A 16473-nucleotide genomic window follows, 5' to 3' on the forward strand; every position below is an offset into this window, starting at 1 on the left:
GTCCGGCGGCGAACGCCAACGCGTCGCGATCGCGCGCGCGTTGGTCAACGCACCGGCCCTGGTCCTCGCCGACGAACCCACCGGCGCCCTGGACACCGCGAACGGGCAGGCGGTCCTGGAGTTGCTGAACGACCTGAACGCCGAGGGCGCCACGATCGCGATCATCACGCACGACCGGGACATCGCCGCCGGGCTGCCACGCCGCGTGGAGATCCGGGACGGGCGCCTCGTCACCGATACCGGGCACCCGGTGCCGGCGGCTTTCGCGGGGCCCGAGACACTCGAAGTACCGCACGGGCCCCCGGGGTTCGGCGCCGGCTTCGAATGCCCCGAACCCGCGAAGCCCGCGATCCGGGGAGGTCGGCCGTGAGCCGCCGTGCCCGCTCGGCGCGAGCGGCGACCGCGACCGACCGGACCCGACCCGTGCGCCTGGCCCCGGCCGACATCCTGCGACTCGGGCTGCTCGGCATCCGCACCCGCAGGATGCGCGCGGCGCTGTCCGCGCTCGGCATCTCGATCGGCATCGCGACGATGATCGTCGTCATCGGCATCCCGGCATCGAGCCAGAAGGCGTTGATGAACGAACTCTCCGCGCTGGGCACCGACACGTTGCGCGCCGAACCGCAACCGGACCAGAAGCCCCCGGTACTGCTGCCCGAGGCCGCCGACGCGATGGCCGCGCGGATCGGCCCGGTCACCTTCACCAGCGCGGTCGCGAACACGCACGCGGTGGTCCGCCGTTCGGACCGGATCGACCCCGACGACGGCTCGGGCCTGGCGGTGTTGGCGAGCCGGCCCAACCTTCTCGAAGCCATCCACGGCAAGGTTCGCTCCGGCCGCTTCCTCGACCCGGTCACCGAACGTTTCCCGACCGTCGTACTCGGCCACGAGGCCGGGCTCCGGCTCGGCTTCGACACGCTGACGCCGGGCCAGGCCCCGCCTCAGGTCGTCATCGGCAACCGCTGGTTCACCGTCGTCGGAATCCTCGAACAGGCCCTGCTGTCACCGGACATCGACCGCGCGGTCCTGGTCGGCTGGGAGGCCGCCCGGACGAACCTGGGCTTCGACGGCCACCCCACCGTCGTCTACGTCCGCTCCGCCGAATCGGCCGTCGAGGCCGTCCGCGCGGTGCTGGCCGAAACGGTCAACCCGGCCCTGCCCGGCATGGTCCACGTCAGCCGCCCCTCCGACGCCCTGGCCGCGAAGCGGGCGACCGAGGACACGTTCTCCGCGCTGTTCCTGGGCCTCGCCGGCGTCGCGCTTCTGGTCGGTGGCATCGGGGTGGCCAACACGATGTTCATCTCGGTCCTGGAGCGCCGCAAGGAAATCGGCCTGCGCCGCGCCCTGGGCGCCAACCGCGGCCAGATCCGCGGCCAGTTCCTCACCGAATCCGTCGCCCTGTCCACCCTCGGCGGCCTCGCCGGCACAGCCCTGGGGGTGGCCGCGACCATCGGCTACGCGTGGTCCCAGCACTGGCCCGCGGTGGTCTCGCCGGCTTCGATCGCGGCGGGCTTCGGCGGCGCGGTGGTGGTGGGCATGGCCGCCGGCGTCTACCCCTCGATCCGCGCCTCCCGCCTCACCCCGACGGAGGCCCTGTCCGGCACCTGACCCACTCGACGCGGAACGCGGTGGCTCGTAGCCTCTCCGCATGCCCACGTCGCGAGACCTCGAAGACCTCGAAGACCTCGAACCCTGGCAACTCGTGCACTGCCGAGCGGACTTCGCCACGTATCTCCGCTTCCTCGCTCGCGACGGTGAGCGGGCCCGCAGTGACCCGGAACCCGACGAGCACACGGCCCGGCGCCTGCCCCACACGAGCATCGACGGCTTCCTGTGGGGCTGGTTCCGTCTCCTGGGCAGTGGTCTCGACGGCACCGACTCGGTGTACGAAACCGCCGGCCCCCTCGGTTGGCGGGAGTTGGCCCACCAACTGGACGCAGTCCGCACGACACCGCCCGGATTCGACCACGAGTCCGCCGACCGGGGCTTCGGCCCCGACGGGGACGCCCGGGCCGCCCCGGGCTCCCACGTCGACATCGAACCCGAACAGGTCGACACCGCCCGGGACCTGCGCCGGTACATCGCCGTGCTCGCCACCGATTTCGCCCGAGACCGACGCGAACACCCGGTGAGCACCGACCCCGGTGAGGCGGCCGGCGCCGACGGCGGCTGGGCACACGGCACCCTCTCCGACTGGCTCGAAGCCTGGAGCGCCTGGATCGGCGACACTTCCCCTTCGCATGGGCACGTCGACCCCGTGACGTGGAGATCCGTGGCCCGGCAACTGTCGGCCGCGCGCGTCTACGAGTAGGTCTCGCCCGCCGGGACGGGCGCACCTCGCACGCATGCCGCCGGACCCGGCCGGAGCGCCACTTCGTCGGGTCGACCGCCGCGCGGGACGCCCGCAGGGATCCGTGCGCAGCCCTTGGCCGAAAACCGAGAGACCGTCGTCTTCGCGCCCGCGCAGGCCGTTTGCTCTTATGTGCCCAGTCTCGTCGATCGGAGCCGATCAAGGTGCGTGCTGTGCGACCGTCGGATGTTCCCTGGCAGACAAGGGACTTCATTCGGGCACGTCGACAGGACGGTGTGAATTGAACAGTCGATTCCGTTTCCTCGGGAGCCTCACCACGATGGCGGCCGTTCGAAGCAGGGCCGCGGCGATCCTGGGAGCAATCGCGCTGATCGCGGCCGTGGTGTTCACCGGAGCGGCCACCGGTACGGCCGCCGCCGTGAGCCAGGCGCCGCGGGCCGCGAGCCCGGGCGGGTGGACCTGTCCGGGGACGCCGGTGCCGGCCGGGTATGTGATCACCATGTACGACCGCACCGGCTGTAACGGCGGGGGAGCCTGGTTGCAGCAACCCGTCCGTGACGGGATATGGACCTGCTCCGGTTCGCCGATCGTGCCGGGATACGTCATCACCATGTACGACCGCACCGGGTGCAGCGGTGTGGGCGGTTGGTACCACCGTCTCGCCCGTGACGGCATGCAGACCTGCTCGGGCTCACCGATCGTGGCCGGATACGTCACCACCATGTACGACCGCAACGGCTGTAGCGGGATCGGTGCCTGGTTCCAGCAGATCGCTCGCCACGGCATGTACACCTGTCCCGGCTCGCCCATCCCGGCCGGCTACCGCATCACCACCTACAACGCCACCGGGTGCGGCGGGATCGGCTCCTGGCTCCTGGTGCGTGTCTGACCCGTCGATCCGAACGAAAGGCGCGTCGCGTGCTTGCGAACAAGCACGCGACGCGCCGGCGCCGGTCGCGCGGCCCGGGTTCAGAGCCGGGCGGGGACGGTCACGACAGGGTCAGTGTGAGCGTCGCGGTGTAGCTGCCCGGCTTGGCGAACGCCGGTACGGTGAGCGCGAGTTCGGCGGCCGCCGTGAAACGGCCGCCGGTCGGGCCGGCGGTACCGGGTGCTACCGAGCACAAGGTCGCGCCGGAACCGATCGGGCCGGTCGAGCCCGAGGTCACCGTGGAGGGGCTTCCCTCGGCCGCCGCACACGACGGTGTCCAGGCCACGTTCGCGGCCGGGATGGTGCCGGTCTCCGACGTCAGGTCGGACACCGTGCCGGTCAACTGCCAACCGAGATCGCTGCCGCGCGCGTCGACCACCGTCACCCGGTTCAGCGCCGCGTTCGCGGTCTGCGTCCGGCCGTTGAGGGTTGTCGTACCGAAGTCGATCCCCGCCCCGGTCTGGGCCATGGTCAGCCCGCCCGGGGTGATGGTGCCGGTGAGCGTCTGCCCCAGAGCGCCCCCGGAGGTCACCCGGAACGGAACGGTCATGCCCTCGTCCTCGAACCCCGCGACGGCGCGGATCGCGACGTCCTCGGCGGCGCCGACCACGTACTCGACGGAGAACTTGCCGTCGGGCGACGTCATGACACTGATCGGCACGTCGGAGATGTTGCCGTCGGCGTCCACGCCGCTGATCTGGAGTTCGTAGTTCGGTGTCCAGTCGTGGCCTGCGAGCGTGACCACCGTGCCCACCGGTCCCGAGGCCCGGTCGGCCGTGAGCGCCCGTTCACCCGGTACGAACGCCTTGATGGAGAGGGTGTCCGTCGCCTCCTTGGAGCCGTCGGAAACGCGTACCACGTACGGGCCGTCCTCGATCCCGAACGGGTACAACATCGCGGTGCCGCTCAGGTTGCCCCGAGTGTCGATCGCGAGCGTGTTCATCGCGAACCTGCTCGCGTCGCACCCACTGCCGTCCGCGTTGCACAGCGCGACCTGGGGAGTAGCGCTCGGGGTGAACCGGCTGCCGGTCAGGGGGATGGTCGAACCCGAGTAGACGTCACCATCCGGCGCCTGGAGAACCGGCAGTTGCACCTCGCCCGGCTCCACCGTGATCGACGCGCCCACCGGCACCGGGGTCGTGGGCAGACACCTGGTCTCGGAGTCGTAGCCGAAAGCCAGCGTCCAGGTCGAGTGTTGCAAGGGCGTCAGGTTCACCGTGCCGGCCTCGGTGAGGGTGACGGTGCCCTTCATGTCCGTGACGATCAGTTCCTCGCCGAGCGGGGTCTCCGGGTTCTTGCGCTCACCCTCGACGTCCATCTCCCGGGTCTGCGCGCCCGACAAGCCGATCTTGCCCTTCGGAAGCGTCGAGTCCTTCTCGACCTTGGTCACGATCGGGGTGTTCGGTGGAACGATGCCGTACGACAGCCACTTCCATTCGACCGTGATCGTCTCGCCCACCCGGTACGTGGGTTTGACCGGCTGTACGGAGATGTCGACCTTGGTCTGCGACGGATCGATCGGCATCTCCGGCAGCGTTTGGTTCGTGCACTGCGACGTGTACTCGATGGGCGAGGCGTGCGCGGACGGCGCCAGTACCGCGGCCCCCACCGCCCCCAGAATCCCCGTCACCACGACGGCGGTGGCCCGTTGGGGGATCAGTCTTCGTAGCCCCAAAACCGTGCTCCTTCGTGAACGATCCGCCACCCGTCGTGGACGGGTGGGCGATCACGTCCGCAGTCGTCCCGGTTCCGAGCCGGACCCGATCGGCGTCCGTCGAAGGCCGGGGCGGCACGCGGAGTTCCAATGGTGCCGGAGAATCTGTACGCAAAAGGCCGGGAAATCAATAGGCGCGAAGAATCGATTCGAGGTGACACGTGTCGAGTCGGAGTGCGATCCCGAATCCAAGATCGTTCGTCCGCGGCCGGGTTTCGCCGACGTTACGGTTTCCCGCCGAAGGGTCTTGACCTGCGGACGATCCTTAGGGAACTTGGCTTTGTCGCATGTGCCGAAATTCCGGCGAGTTACGCGACCGCACGGCTGCCCGGGCCGCCCGGCCCGGTCCTTGGAATGCCAACCACTGCATCACGTTCGGCGCTCGGGGCCACGTGTGCGTTGCGCTGTCCCGTGCTTCGGGTCGATGCCGAAGGGACTTCTTTTCATGTCGAAGATCAAAAGCGCGACCATCGCCGCGGCGTGCGCGATAGGCGCCACCGCCGCCATGGTCACCCCGGCTTCCGCGGCGGGTACGGCCAAGGCGACCTACGACTGTGGCATCTACGGCAGTTCGGTCGGCGTCACGTTCACCCGCAGTGCGACCAACCTGCTCACGCTGACGGCCAGTCTCACCTACTTCGTGCCGACCGCGATCCCGGTCGGTGGCATCACGGGAACCCTCACCGGCAATCAGAGCGGCCTGGCCAACCCCACGGCCATCAGCGCGGGTTTCCACACCAGCATCGTGTTGCAAAAGGCCGGTAGTGCGGGCATCCCGGGTGCGCCCGGCAGCGTCGTCATGACGATCACTCCGCCCGGGCTGACCGTCACCTGCACCCTCAAGGCGTCCCCGCCGCCCACCGGATTCCCGATCTGACCGAACGATCGTGTGTGCCGGGGAGGTTGCGGGCTCGTCCGATCGGCCCGGCCTCGGGTACCCGCGGCGGGTGCTGTCCGTAGTGAAAGTACGGACAGAACCGCAGGCACCCTCGGCCCGGCCGAGCCGCCACCACCCGGGCGTCGCCCGGGACGACGGCTTGGCATACGGGAATACGAACGTACAACACGCCGGGGTGCCCCGCGCAAGCCCGAGCACATCCGCGCGAGCCCTCGTCTTCGGACGGGGGCTCGCGTATGTGCGGACGGTCCCGAGAACGGGCATTCGACGATCGAATATCGATACCGGCTCCGACGAAAATCGAACAACATCGGATAGGGAGCGTCTTTTCCGAATCACGAATCACGAATCACGAATCGGCAATTACCGGGGCACCGCACCCGGCCGACGTGCGGTGATCCCACATGGTCCAGGCCACGTATGCGCGCACGGAACCGGCATCGCCCTCGATATCGACAGGGGACATTCGCCCGGCCCTGCGAAAGTGGCCGACCGGCCGCTGAAATGAAGGTCGGCTCTTCCGGTTGGCACGCTCGGCCGCACGATCCTCGGGTGGCGAGTCACGGTGCCACGATGCGATCGACCGCGGCCGTGACGAGTTGTTCGCGTTCGGCTTCGGAGAAGACTCCCGGCAGGGTGAGCTGTTCGACGATGAGCCAGTTGAAGGCCAGGTACAGCAGCCGAACGGCGGTCGCGTCGCCGGGGAGGCCGGACTGCTCGTGGTAGGCCACGTTGGCCGCGAGGTCGGCGCGGACCCGCTCGGTCAGCACGTCGCGCAGCCCGGGGCGCCGGGTGGCTTCCAGACGCAGTTCGAGCAGCGCCAGGTAGCCGGTGCGGAAGGCGCTGATCCGGTCGACCAGTTCGCGCATCAGCAGCGCGTAGCTCTCCCGGTCCGGATCGGCGGCCCGTTGCCGCGCGATCGTCGCCTCGTCGGGTTGCAGGCGTTCGTAGACCCGGGCGCCGGCCTGGGTGAGCAGGTCGTCGCGGCCGGCGAAGTAGTTCGAGGCGGTGCCGCCGGGCACGGCGGCCTCGGTGTCCACCGCCCTGAAGGTCAGGCCGCGGGCGCCCTCCCTGGCCAGCACCTCGATCGCGGCATCCACGAGGGCGGCCCGTCGCTCGTCGTTCCTGCGCACCATTGACACCACTCCAGTTGTAGTACTACGTTCAAACCACTTCGAACAGAGTACTACAGACAAGGTATCCCGATGCGAAAGCTCGTGTACTACGTCGCCGTCAGCATCGACGGCTACATCTCGGGCCCCGCCGGCGAGTACGACTTCTACCCCGCGGGCGACGAGAAGCAGACGACCGCCTACATGGCCTGGACCAACGCACGCTTCCCCGAGACCGTTCCCACGGCCATGCGCGCCGCCCACGGTCTCGCGGACACCGCCAACCCTCGCTTCGACACGGTGCTGATGGGGCGCGGCAGTTACCGGCCCGGCCTGGACGCGGGCATCACGAGTCCGTACGCGCACCTGCGCCAGTACGTCGTGTCGAGCACGATCGCGCCCGACATCGATCCGGCGGTCACCGTGGTCCGCGAAAATCCGCTCGCGCTGGTCCGCGACCTCAAACGAGAGGAGGGGCAGGACATCTGGCTGTGCGGAGGCGGCCTGCTCGCGGGCACCCTGCTGCCGGAGATCGACGAACTGATCGTCAAGAGTTATCCCGTCGTCGCGGGATCGGGGACCTCGGTGTTCGACGGAGACTTCGACCCCACCGTCTTCGAGGTGGCCGACCGCACGTCGTTCGCGGGCGGCGTCCTCATCACGCACTTCGTCCGACGATGAGGCGCCGACGACGCCGGGCCTCGGCGCCCGCGCCCGCATCGCCCGTGCGGGCCCGGAGCGGTGACGCCCCGGCCCGCACGGGCGGTAATCAGTAGGCGCGCGCCACGACGGCGACGTTGCCCGGCTGGTCTTCGGTGTCGGGGACCGAGCCGTCCGCGGCGACCAGGCACCGTACGGACACGCCCTGCTCGGCGAGCCTCGCCTCGCCGTCGGGGCCCAGCACGGACCAGGGGATGAGTGCCCAGCCGGTGGCCGCGGCCTCCACCGCCTCCTCGATCGACGTCACCTCGACGGTGCGGCCGGTGCGGCGCTCGCGGGACTGGGCCAGCAGCAGTGCCTGGTCCTCCTCCAGCACCCTCGGCAGGAGTTCGGACAGCGCGTCGATCGCCACCGGCTCCTTGCCGCCCGCGATGCGACGGACCAGCACGGCGGTGCCGTTCTCCAGATCGCGCGGCCCCAGGTCGATCCGCACCGGGACGCCCTTGAGTTCCCAGTCGACCGCGCGGCGGCCGAACGGCGTGTCGGTGCGGTCGTCCACCTGTACGCGAATGCCCGCCGCCTTGAGCCGGTCACCGATCTCGCGGACCTTGGCCGACACCGCGTCGTCGCCCTTGACCGCGACGACCACCGCCTGAATCGGCGCCAGACGCGGCGGGACGCGCAGACCGTCGTCGTCTCCGTGCATCATCACCAACGCGCCGATCATCCGCGTGGTGGAACCCCAGGAGGTCTGCCACACGTACTCCTGGCGACCGTCCTTCGACAAATACTTCGTGTCGAAGGCCTTGGCGAAGTTCTGGCCGAGCTCGTGACTGGTCGCCAACTGGAGGGCCTTGCCGTCGCCCATCATGCCCTCCAAGGTGAGCGTGTTGATCGCCCCGGCGAAGCGCTCCCGGACCGTCTTGCGCCCCGGCAGCACGTCCATCGCGAGGACGTTCTCCATGAAGTCGGCGTACACGTCGCGATGGATGCGCGCGGCATAGTCCCGGGCGTCCTCGTACGTGGCGTGCGCGGTGTGGCCTTCCTGCCACAAGAACTCCGTCGTACGCAGGAACACGCGCGGCCGCAGCTCCCAACGCACCACGTTGGCCCACTGGTTGATGAGCAGGGGCAGATCTCGGTAGCTCTGCACCCACTTGGCGAAGTACTCGTTGACGATCGTCTCGGAGGTGGGGCGGACGACGACGGGCTCCTCCAACTCCTTGCCCCCGCCGTGCGTGACGACGGCGAGCTCGGGGGCGAAACCCTCGACGTGCTCGGCCTCCTTCGTCAGGTACGACTGCGGGATCAGGAGCGGGAAGTACGCGTTCGAGGCACCCGCTTCCTTGATCCGGGCGTCGACCTCCTGCTGCGTGCGCTCCCACAGGCTGTACCCGTACGGTCGGATGACCATGGTGCCGCGCACCGGACCGTTGTCGGCCAACTCAGCCTTGTTGATCAGGTCCTGGTACCAGCGGGGGAAGTCGTCCGCTCGGGGTGTGAGAACAGGTGCCTTTGCCATGGTGCGCAGGGTAGGGCGCGGGCGCACCGGCACGCGAACCGATTACTCCTCGCCGCACCGTCCGCGGCCCGGGCACGCCCCGTGCCGAGGATCGCCCGGCGAAGTCGGGGTCGGCGTCGGCGATTCCGACAGACTCGGCGTTGGTTCTTCGTTCACGACGACGATTCCAGGCGTTCGCGCGCTGCCTACCGTGATCGTCCACTGCGGCACTTCCGCCGCCTTCCGAGGAGGTACCCACCATGGGACGATCCGATGTGGCCGGTTTCGTCGGCCGGATGACCCGGGGCGCCCGGCCGCTGATCGGCGCTGTATCGGAGGGTGGGCGATGAGGAGCGCCACGCGCGCCACGGTGGCGCTGGGTCTGCTCGCCACCGGATGCGGCGGCACCGACAGTTCGGGTACGAGCGGCGGCGACACGGTCACCATCGGCATCACCGCCGACCCCGGCAACCTGTCCCCGCTCACCTCGCTGTCCTCGACCACGTCGATGATCAACCGGTTCTCGTACGACGGCCTGGTCAACGTCGAACCCGACGGGCGGATCGTCTCCGGCGTCGCGGAGAAATGGACGTCCGACGCCCTCACCGCGAGCTTCACCCTCAGGGGCGACGTGACGTGCGGCAACGGCCGACCGCTCGCGGCGTCCGACGTCGCCGCCCAGTACAACTACGTCGCCGATCCGAAGAACGGCTCGCCCCTGTACGGCCTCGCGGTGGCCCCCGGAACCGTTGCCACCGCCGACGACGCCACCCGCACGCTGACGCTCACGACCCCCGAACCCGCACCGTTCCTGTTGCGAGGGGCCTCGGCCCTGCCGTTGGTCTGCCCGACGGGATTCGCGGCGCCCGACACGCTGACCCACGGATCCGACGGCACCGGTCCCTATCGGCTCACCGAGACGGTACCGGGCGACCGCTTCACGTACACCAAGCGACCCGACTACGCGTGGGGGCCCAACGGCGTCGGCGCCGCCGAGATGCCCGAGCGAGTGGTCTTCAAGGTCGTCGGCAACGAGTCCACCAGGGCCAATCTGCTTCTGGACAAGCAACTCGACATCGCGCCCGTCCCCGGCGCCGATCGCGCTCGCCTGACCGCGGCCGGCCTCAAGCACGAGGTCCAGCGCGACCCGTTCGGCATGTTCTTGTTCAACGAGGCACCCAACCACGTCACCATCGATCCCCAGGTGCGCTGGGCACTGGTCGCCGCGCTCGACCTCAAGCAGTTGGGGGCGGTGGCCACCGGTGGAAAGGGCGCCCCGCCGGCCCGGGTGGCCACCGTCCAGTTGCCCCCCTGCCAGGCCGACGCCGTGACCGCGAACACCCCGCCGCACGACAAGGCCCGGGCCGCGGCGGCGTTGCGGGCCGCCGGCTGGGAGAAGTCCGGCGGGCGCTGGACCAAGGACGGCAAGCAACTGTCGATCGTGCTGCCCCACCCCACGACGTCGTCCCAACTCGTCTCCGCCGTCGAACTGGCGGTCGAGCAGTGGAAGTCTTTCGGTGTGAAGGTCACCCGCCGGCCGCTCACCAACTCGACGACCGGCGAGGTGCTGGCCTCGGGTGAATGGGACGTCGCGTGGGTGCCGGTCGCGCTCACCCAGCCCGACCAGATCGTCCCGTTCTTCAGCGGCCCCAAGGCTCCCGAAGGGCTCAACTTCGGCTCCGTCGACAATCCCGAGTACCAGCGCCTGGTCGGCCTCGCGACAGCCAAGCCGGACCTCTCCGGGTGCCCCGAATGGACCGCGGCCGAAGCCGAGTTGATCAAACGAGTCGACGTGGCGACCTTCGTGGATTCGCTCACTCCCTACTTCACCCGAGGCGCCAAGTTCGTGATCGACGGCAGCGGCATCCTGCCGACGTCGCTGCGCCGCGGGTGACCGCGGCCGGGTGAGGCAGTCGCGTACCGCCTCGGCGGCGGGAACCGCCGGGAACTCGGTGCGGGGCCGTCGGGCGGTCGGGTCGACTCACGACACGAGGGTCTGCTCCTCCAGTTCGGTCAGCTTCACGGTGCACATGCCGCCGCGCTCGGTCGTGACGCTCGTCACCGCGAGTCGTGTGCCCGGCAGGAGGATGAACTCCTCCTCTTCGGTGAACGCGGAGAATCGGCGGATGCCCACGGCCCGGGCGGGGAGCACCTCGAAGAGCGTCCGCTTGCCGCGGCTGCCGAGGAACGCCCGGGCCACGCCGACCTTCGACGTGCACGAGGAGACACCCCACCACGTCACGGTCCGCCCCAGGGGGTACTGCGCGCGCAGGTCCAGCGGCACCCCGCGCCACAACGGCTCGGTACGGGCGGGCAGCGCGGACACCGCCGCGAACAGCAGGCGCAGGTAGGGCAGATACGGCACGACCCTGGTCCGGTCCGGGGAACGCAGAATGGCGTTGATCTCCCGGTAGAACACGGATTCGCAGGTGTAGAGATACAGGGCCGCGATCGCGTCGGCGGACAGGCCCTCGTCGGCCTCGTCCGCCCGGGTCCTGCCGAACTCGCGCGATCGTTCGACCCTTCGGTCGAGGCCGGACAGCAGCCTGGCGACCGGAGCGACGGCGTCGCGGAAATCCATCAGCGCGGTGTCGAACACACCCGTGATCGCGGGGAGATCGAGCCCCTCGTCCTTGACCCCGGCGAGTCGTTCGAGGTAGAGCTGGTGCAATTCCATGGTGGACGCGATGAACGCGCCCATGCGCTCGGCCTCGTCGGGGTTCGTACCACCGGCCGTTGCCGCACGCCGGTTCCACCCCTGGCTCGGCAGCCAGTCGATCCGGTCGGCGCCCAGTGACGCGAGGGCGTCGTTGACCATGTCGAAATGCTCGCCGTCGCAGAAGATGTCGCCCTGCGCGGCCGGATTGGCGTGGTCGATGTGCCGGACCTCGACCTCGGGATATTTCTCCTGAAGGCGCAGGACGATCTTCTTCAGGTTGCGCGCGTGCGCCCCCCACCACGCGAAGACGACGCTCCGGTCCTCCTCGGCGGCGTCGCGCTTGGCCTCCAGGATGCCTTCCACGATCCGTTCGACGACCGGGCGCCAGAACGCGGTGTGCCGGTCGGTGGCCTTGGCCCCGTCGCTGTCGGCGGTGAGCGCCGCGTTCAACAGCAGTACGCCCTGGGTGAGCATCGCCTGGAACCATTCCGGCGGTTGGACGACATTCTGCTTCGCCAAAAGGGCTCGTATTTCGGCGATCGGGGTTTTCTTGGGGATCCGGTACTTCCACATCGCCGCTGCTTTGATGATGCAGCGAATGCTGACCACCCGCCCGAACTGGCTGTCCTTCCAGTCGTGAAAGGTATTGTCGAACATGGCGATGCCGGTCGCGCTCTCGGGCCGCGGATACGGATTCTGGCCGAAGACGACGACCTTCCACTTGTGCGGCGGATTCGGCTTGAGCGCCTGGAATGTCAGCTCACGGACCGGGACGACCGCGGGGCCTCGGCCGGGGCCGATGAACGAGGCCGCGTCCGGCTGCGCCTCGATGACCGGCTTCAGCAGCGGCAACCACGGCTCGCCACCGCCCTTGAACAGTTCGGCGAGGGCCAGTGGGTCGTTCGGGTCGGGCTCTGCGGGACCGGCGGGGGTGGTGACATCGCTCATGTGGGGGCTCCGAATGATCGAATCGTGCTGATGGGGGATGATCGGCGACGCGGTCGATTTCCGTGCGAAAAGCCTGAACCCGATGGCAAAGAACTCAAAACGCCCACGTACTCGGACCCGTGGGTCCGGTCGTCGATAACGTGCTCGCCCGGATGGAATCGCGGAAATCTCGCGGCAGGCTAGCACCGGGTTCGGACGCCGGCCATCGGGCCGGCAAAGCGCGAACCGGCACCGGCGGTCGCATTGTCGGCGGCGCACGATAGCGTCTCGATCAGTGAAAGCAGCGTTTATCGATCGGAGTGGGTTGTGACCGTGAATCGCGGGGAGTCGCCGCTCAGGGTGGTCCTGACCGACATCAATGCCGACGTGGTCCAGGCGTGGCGGGCGGCGTTCGCCGACATCCCCGGGATCGAGATCCGCAACGGATCGATCCTCGCCGAGGACGTCGACGCCTGGGTCACCCCGACCAACTCCCGGGGCCGGATGGACGGCGGGGTCGACGCGGTCATCAAGCGGTACCTCGGGGCGGGCATCCAACTGCGCGTGCAGCGGGCGATTCGCGACCGGTTCGCGGGGAGCCTGCCGGTGGGCAGCGCGGTGTGTGTCGCTTCCGGCGCGGTCAACCCGAAGTTCCTGATCTCGACGCCGACGATGCGAACGTCGTCGCAAAACGTCAGTGAGACGCTGAACGTGGCCTTGGCGTGCGCGGCCGCGTTCCAGGCGATCCACCGGCAGAACACCGAGGCGCCGGGCAGCATCGAATCGGTGGCGCTGGTCGGCATGGGCGCCCACACCGGCAAGGTGCCGGCCCGGGTGTGCGCCAACCTGATGTGGACGGGCTACACGCTGTTCAACGACCACGTCTTCGAGGACTACGACGACCTGCGTGCCACGATCGTCGCGCAGTTGGACGACCTGGAGGCGGCGCCCGTCGAGAAACGAGTCCGCATCGCAGCCCCGAAGCGCCCCACTTCCCGTCGCTGAGTCGGCGCGGGCCGTCGCCGAGCCGGCGGTGGCCGGGGCGGCCCGGCAGCCGGCGAGTCGACCGGCTTCGATACCCGCACCCGTCGGCCGGAAGTCGGGGTTTCGTCCCGTAGGGTCGGCGGATGGCGAAGTACTTCGATGTGCACCCCGAGAACCCCCAGCAACGCACCATCGGCAACGTGGTCGACATGATCCGCTCCGGATCGCTCGTCGCCTACCCGACGGACTCCTGTTTCGCGCTGGGATGCCAACTGGGCAACCGTGACGGCCTCAGCCGGATCCGGACGATCCGCAACCTCGACGACCGGCACCACTTCACGCTGGTGTGCGAAAGCTTCGCCCAACTGGGCCGGTTCGTGCACTTGGACAACGACGTTTTCCGGGCGATCAAGGCATCGACGCCGGGTGCCTACACCTTCATCCTGCGCGCGACGTCCGAGGTGCCCAAGCAACTGATGCACCCGAAGAAGAAGACGGTCGGCGTCCGCATCCCCGACCACGTCGTCACTCAGGCGCTGCTCGCCGAACTCGGCGAGCCGCTCTTGTCCAGCACGCTGCTCCTGCCCGACGAGGACGAACCGCTGACGCAGGGCTGGGAGATCAAGGAACGGCTCGACCACGTGGTCGACGCCGTGGTGGACTCGGGCGACTGCGGCACCCAGCCGACCACGGTCATCGACTTCTCCAACGACGAAGCCGAGATCGTCCGCCGGGGAGCGGGCGACACCGCGCGATTCGAGTAACCGCCGCGGGGACGACGCTCGGGCCGTCCCTCGGCGCCCGGGTGTAACGACTTCGGCGTCGAGCGGACGAGTGGTGAACTCGTCCGCCCGACGCCGAATCGACGGTGGGTGCCGCTCGGCGATCGGTCAGTCGGTGCCGGACTCCATCGCGGCGCGGTCGAGCATGCGGGCCTCGTCGCTCTCGCTCTCGCCGCGCGAGGCGATGACCTCGGCGCCGCCTTGGGGCATCGCGCCGATCAGCTCCGTGGAGGCCGCGGTCGGGGCGGCGCCGATGAGCGTCGCGTGCGCGTCGCCGACGATGCCCAGCCGGGCGTACTGCTCCAGCTTGCTCCGCGAGTCGGCGATGTCGAGGTTGCGCATGGTCAGTTGGCCGATCCGGTCCACCGGGCCGAAGGCCGAGTCCTCGGTGCGCTCCATGGACAACTTGTCCGGGTGGTAGCTGAACGCCGGGCCGGAGGTGTTCATGACCGAGTAGTCCTCGCCGCGGCGCAGCCGCAGCGTCACCTCTCCGGTGATCGCCGTGCCCACCCAGCGCTGCAGCGGCTCGCGGATCATCAGCGCCTGCGGGTCGAGCCAACGGCCCTCGTACATCAGGCGACCGAGGCGCCGGCCCTCGTTGTGGTACTGCGCGACGGTGTCCTCGTTGTGGATCGCGTTGACCAGGCGCTCGTAGGTCGCGTGCAACAGGGCCATGCCCGGGGCCTCGTAGATGCCGCGGCTCTTGGCCTCGATCACCCGGTTCTCGATCTGGTCCGACATGCCCATGCCGTGGCGGCCGCCGATGGCGTTGGCCTCCATCACCAGGTCGACCGCGGTGGGGAACTCCTTGCCGTTGATCGTCACGGGCCGGCCCTGGTGGAAGCCGATCGTCACGTCCTCGGCGGCGATCTCGACCGCGGGGTCCCAAAAACGCACGCCCATGATCGGGTCGACGGTCTCCACACCGGTGTCGAGATGCTCCAGCGTCTTGGCCTCGTGGGTGGCGCCCCAGATGTTGGCGTCGGTGGAGTAGGCCTTCTCGGTGCTGTCGCGGTAGGGGAGGCCGTGGGCGACCAGCCACTCCGACATCTCCTTGCGCCCGCCGAGTTCGGAGACGAAATCGGCGTCGAGCCACGGCTTGTAGATGCGCAGGTGCGGGTTGGTCAGGAGCCCGTAGCGGTAGAACCGCTCGATGTCGTTGCCCTTGAACGTCGAGCCGTCGCCCCAGATCTGCACGTCGTCCTCGAGCATCGCCCGGACCAGCATGGTGCCGGTGACGGCTCGACCGAGCGGCGTCGTGTTGAAGTAGGAGCGCCCGCCCGAGCGGATGTGGAACGCACCGCACGCGAGAGCGGCGAGGCCCTCCTCGACCAGGACCGAGCGGCAGTCGACCAGGCGGGCGATCTCGGCGCCGTAGGCCGAGGCACGGCCGGGCACCGACGCGATGTCGGGCTCGTCGTACTGGCCGATGTCGGCCGTATAGGTGCACGGGATGGCGCCCTTGTCGCGCATCCACGCGACGGCAACGGAGGTATCGAGACCTCCGGAGAAGGCGATGCCGACGCGTTCGCCGGTGGGCAGGGAAGTGAGAACCTTGGACACGGGAAGAGTATGCACTGTTCCGCATGATCATGCAATGTGCTGGTCGTGGGCAGCGCCCGAGGGGCCTGTGGCGGCGCGTGATCACCGGGTACGGAGCGGAGCAGTCCTGGCGGCATCAGGGCCGGTAGGCGGTGTCTTCGTGGGCCGCGCCGGATCGACGAAGACCGGCCCCGGCACCGCGACGCCGTCGGTCCGGGGGTGTCCACGCGATCATGGGGACATGACCGAGCGTGAACCCCCTGGCCGGCCCGCAGCCTCGACGCTGGCCCAGATCCTGGACCTGATCGACCCCGGAGCCCTCGACGTCGTGGCCGCGCCGCGGGGCACCGAGGTGCCGGTGAGCGGGGTCACCCTCTACGACCTCGGCGAGGAGGACGCCGACGGCGTGTCACTCACCGGAATGATCCTCCTCGCGGTCGGCGTGGACCCGCGCG

At 69.3% G+C, this 16473-nt stretch carries 14 protein-coding genes and 1 pseudogene; 10 read left to right on the forward strand and 5 right to left on the reverse strand.

Features of this window, described 5'->3' with window-relative positions:
- The 4 genes from GT354_RS40865 to GT354_RS40880 all read left to right on the forward strand — a co-directional run.
- Window positions 1-370, forward strand: a 370-nt coding sequence (locus GT354_RS40865; RefSeq protein ID WP_161361669.1) for an ATP-binding cassette domain-containing protein, incomplete at its 5' end; no start/stop codon positions are given.
- Entirely contained in the window at window positions 367-1608 is a 1242-nt protein-coding gene (locus GT354_RS40870; RefSeq protein ID WP_346012409.1) for an ABC transporter permease, read from the forward strand. The genes GT354_RS40865 and GT354_RS40870, both read left to right, overlap by 4 nt.
- 40 nt (window positions 1609-1648) lie before the next feature.
- Complete coding sequence (locus GT354_RS40875; RefSeq protein WP_161361671.1) at window positions 1649-2311, forward strand: hypothetical protein; 663 nt, start codon at window positions 1649-1651, stop codon at window positions 2309-2311.
- Window positions 2312-2630: 319 nt separating this feature from the next.
- Window positions 2631-3200, forward strand: coding sequence for a hypothetical protein (locus GT354_RS40880; protein ID WP_161361673.1), 570 nt, complete (start codon window positions 2631-2633; stop codon window positions 3198-3200).
- 100 nt (window positions 3201-3300) lie between these two features.
- Here GT354_RS40880 and GT354_RS40885 read toward each other — a convergent pair whose 3' ends face one another.
- Window positions 3301-4914 (reverse strand): hypothetical protein, encoded by a 1614-nt coding sequence (locus tag GT354_RS40885; RefSeq protein ID WP_161361675.1) that lies wholly within the window; start codon window positions 4912-4914, stop codon window positions 3301-3303.
- A gap of 484 nt (window positions 4915-5398) precedes the next feature.
- Here GT354_RS40885 and GT354_RS40890 point away from each other — a divergent pair, with 484 nt between their 5' ends.
- Window positions 5399-5830, forward strand: a complete 432-nt coding sequence (locus tag GT354_RS40890) for a hypothetical protein (protein WP_161361677.1) — start codon at window positions 5399-5401, stop codon at window positions 5828-5830.
- Window positions 5831-6411: 581 nt separating this feature from the next.
- On the opposite strand, the gene GT354_RS40895 is transcribed toward GT354_RS40890, so the two are convergent.
- Window positions 6412-6987 (reverse strand): TetR/AcrR family transcriptional regulator, encoded by a 576-nt coding sequence (locus GT354_RS40895; RefSeq protein WP_161361680.1) that lies wholly within the window; start codon window positions 6985-6987, stop codon window positions 6412-6414.
- Between the two features lie 69 nt (window positions 6988-7056).
- Here GT354_RS40895 and GT354_RS40900 point away from each other — a divergent pair, with 69 nt between their 5' ends.
- Window positions 7057-7644, forward strand: a complete 588-nt coding sequence (locus GT354_RS40900) for a dihydrofolate reductase family protein (RefSeq protein ID WP_161361682.1) — start codon at window positions 7057-7059, stop codon at window positions 7642-7644.
- Between the two features lie 88 nt (window positions 7645-7732).
- Here GT354_RS40900 and proS read toward each other — a convergent pair whose 3' ends face one another.
- A complete protein-coding gene (proS, locus tag GT354_RS40905) occupies window positions 7733-9145 on the reverse strand; it encodes a proline--tRNA ligase (RefSeq protein ID WP_161361685.1) in 1413 nt (470 codons plus the stop codon).
- Window positions 9146-9470: 325 nt separating this feature from the next.
- Between proS and GT354_RS40910 the strand changes: the two genes are divergently transcribed.
- A complete protein-coding gene (locus GT354_RS40910) occupies window positions 9471-11018 on the forward strand; it encodes an ABC transporter substrate-binding protein (RefSeq protein WP_161361687.1) in 1548 nt (515 codons plus the stop codon).
- A gap of 87 nt (window positions 11019-11105) precedes the next feature.
- Here GT354_RS40910 and GT354_RS40915 read toward each other — a convergent pair whose 3' ends face one another.
- Window positions 11106-12731, reverse strand: a complete 1626-nt coding sequence (locus GT354_RS40915) for an ADP-ribosyltransferase domain-containing protein (protein WP_161361689.1) — start codon at window positions 12729-12731, stop codon at window positions 11106-11108.
- Between the two features lie 306 nt (window positions 12732-13037).
- Here GT354_RS40915 and GT354_RS40920 point away from each other — a divergent pair, with 306 nt between their 5' ends.
- Together GT354_RS40920 and GT354_RS40925 are read left to right on the forward strand one after the other, a co-directional pair.
- Window positions 13038-13715, forward strand: a complete 678-nt coding sequence (locus GT354_RS40920; RefSeq protein ID WP_161361691.1) for a macro domain-containing protein — start codon at window positions 13038-13040, stop codon at window positions 13713-13715.
- A gap of 122 nt (window positions 13716-13837) precedes the next feature.
- Window positions 13838-14458, forward strand: a complete 621-nt coding sequence (locus tag GT354_RS40925) for an L-threonylcarbamoyladenylate synthase (RefSeq protein ID WP_161361695.1) — start codon at window positions 13838-13840, stop codon at window positions 14456-14458.
- 126 nt (window positions 14459-14584) lie between these two features.
- Here GT354_RS40925 and argG read toward each other — a convergent pair whose 3' ends face one another.
- Complete coding sequence (argG, locus tag GT354_RS40930) at window positions 14585-16039, reverse strand: argininosuccinate synthase (protein ID WP_161361697.1); 1455 nt, start codon at window positions 16037-16039, stop codon at window positions 14585-14587.
- A 220-nt stretch (window positions 16040-16259) separates the two neighbouring features.
- Here argG and GT354_RS40935 point away from each other — a divergent pair.
- Window positions 16260-16473: pseudogene (locus GT354_RS40935) on the forward strand (PucR family transcriptional regulator); the annotation flags it as partial.

Origin of the sequence: Streptomyces sp. SID3343 (genome assembly GCF_009865215.1) — a bacterium.
Lineage (GTDB): Bacteria > Actinomycetota > Actinomycetes > Streptomycetales > Streptomycetaceae > Embleya.

Bases quoted from the DNA above. Each gene is read 5' to 3' on its own strand.
- GT354_RS40915 (WP_161361689.1), bottom strand. From the start codon at position 12,731: ATGAGCGATGTCACCACCCCCGCCGGTCCCGCAGAGCCCGACCCGAAC.
- GT354_RS40900 (WP_161361682.1), top strand. From the start codon at position 7,057: ATGCGAAAGCTCGTGTACTACGTCGCCGTCAGCATCGACGGCTACATC.
- proS (WP_161361685.1), bottom strand. From the start codon at position 9,145: ATGGCAAAGGCACCTGTTCTCACACCCCGAGCGGACGACTTCCCCCGC.
- GT354_RS40910 (WP_161361687.1), top strand. From the start codon at position 9,471: ATGAGGAGCGCCACGCGCGCCACGGTGGCGCTGGGTCTGCTCGCCACC.
- GT354_RS40880 (WP_161361673.1), top strand. From the start codon at position 2,631: ATGGCGGCCGTTCGAAGCAGGGCCGCGGCGATCCTGGGAGCAATCGCG.
- GT354_RS40875 (WP_161361671.1), top strand. From the start codon at position 1,649: ATGCCCACGTCGCGAGACCTCGAAGACCTCGAAGACCTCGAACCCTGG.
- GT354_RS40925 (WP_161361695.1), top strand. From the start codon at position 13,838: ATGGCGAAGTACTTCGATGTGCACCCCGAGAACCCCCAGCAACGCACC.
- GT354_RS40890 (WP_161361677.1), top strand. From the start codon at position 5,399: ATGTCGAAGATCAAAAGCGCGACCATCGCCGCGGCGTGCGCGATAGGC.
- GT354_RS40895 (WP_161361680.1), bottom strand. From the start codon at position 6,987: ATGGTGCGCAGGAACGACGAGCGACGGGCCGCCCTCGTGGATGCCGCG.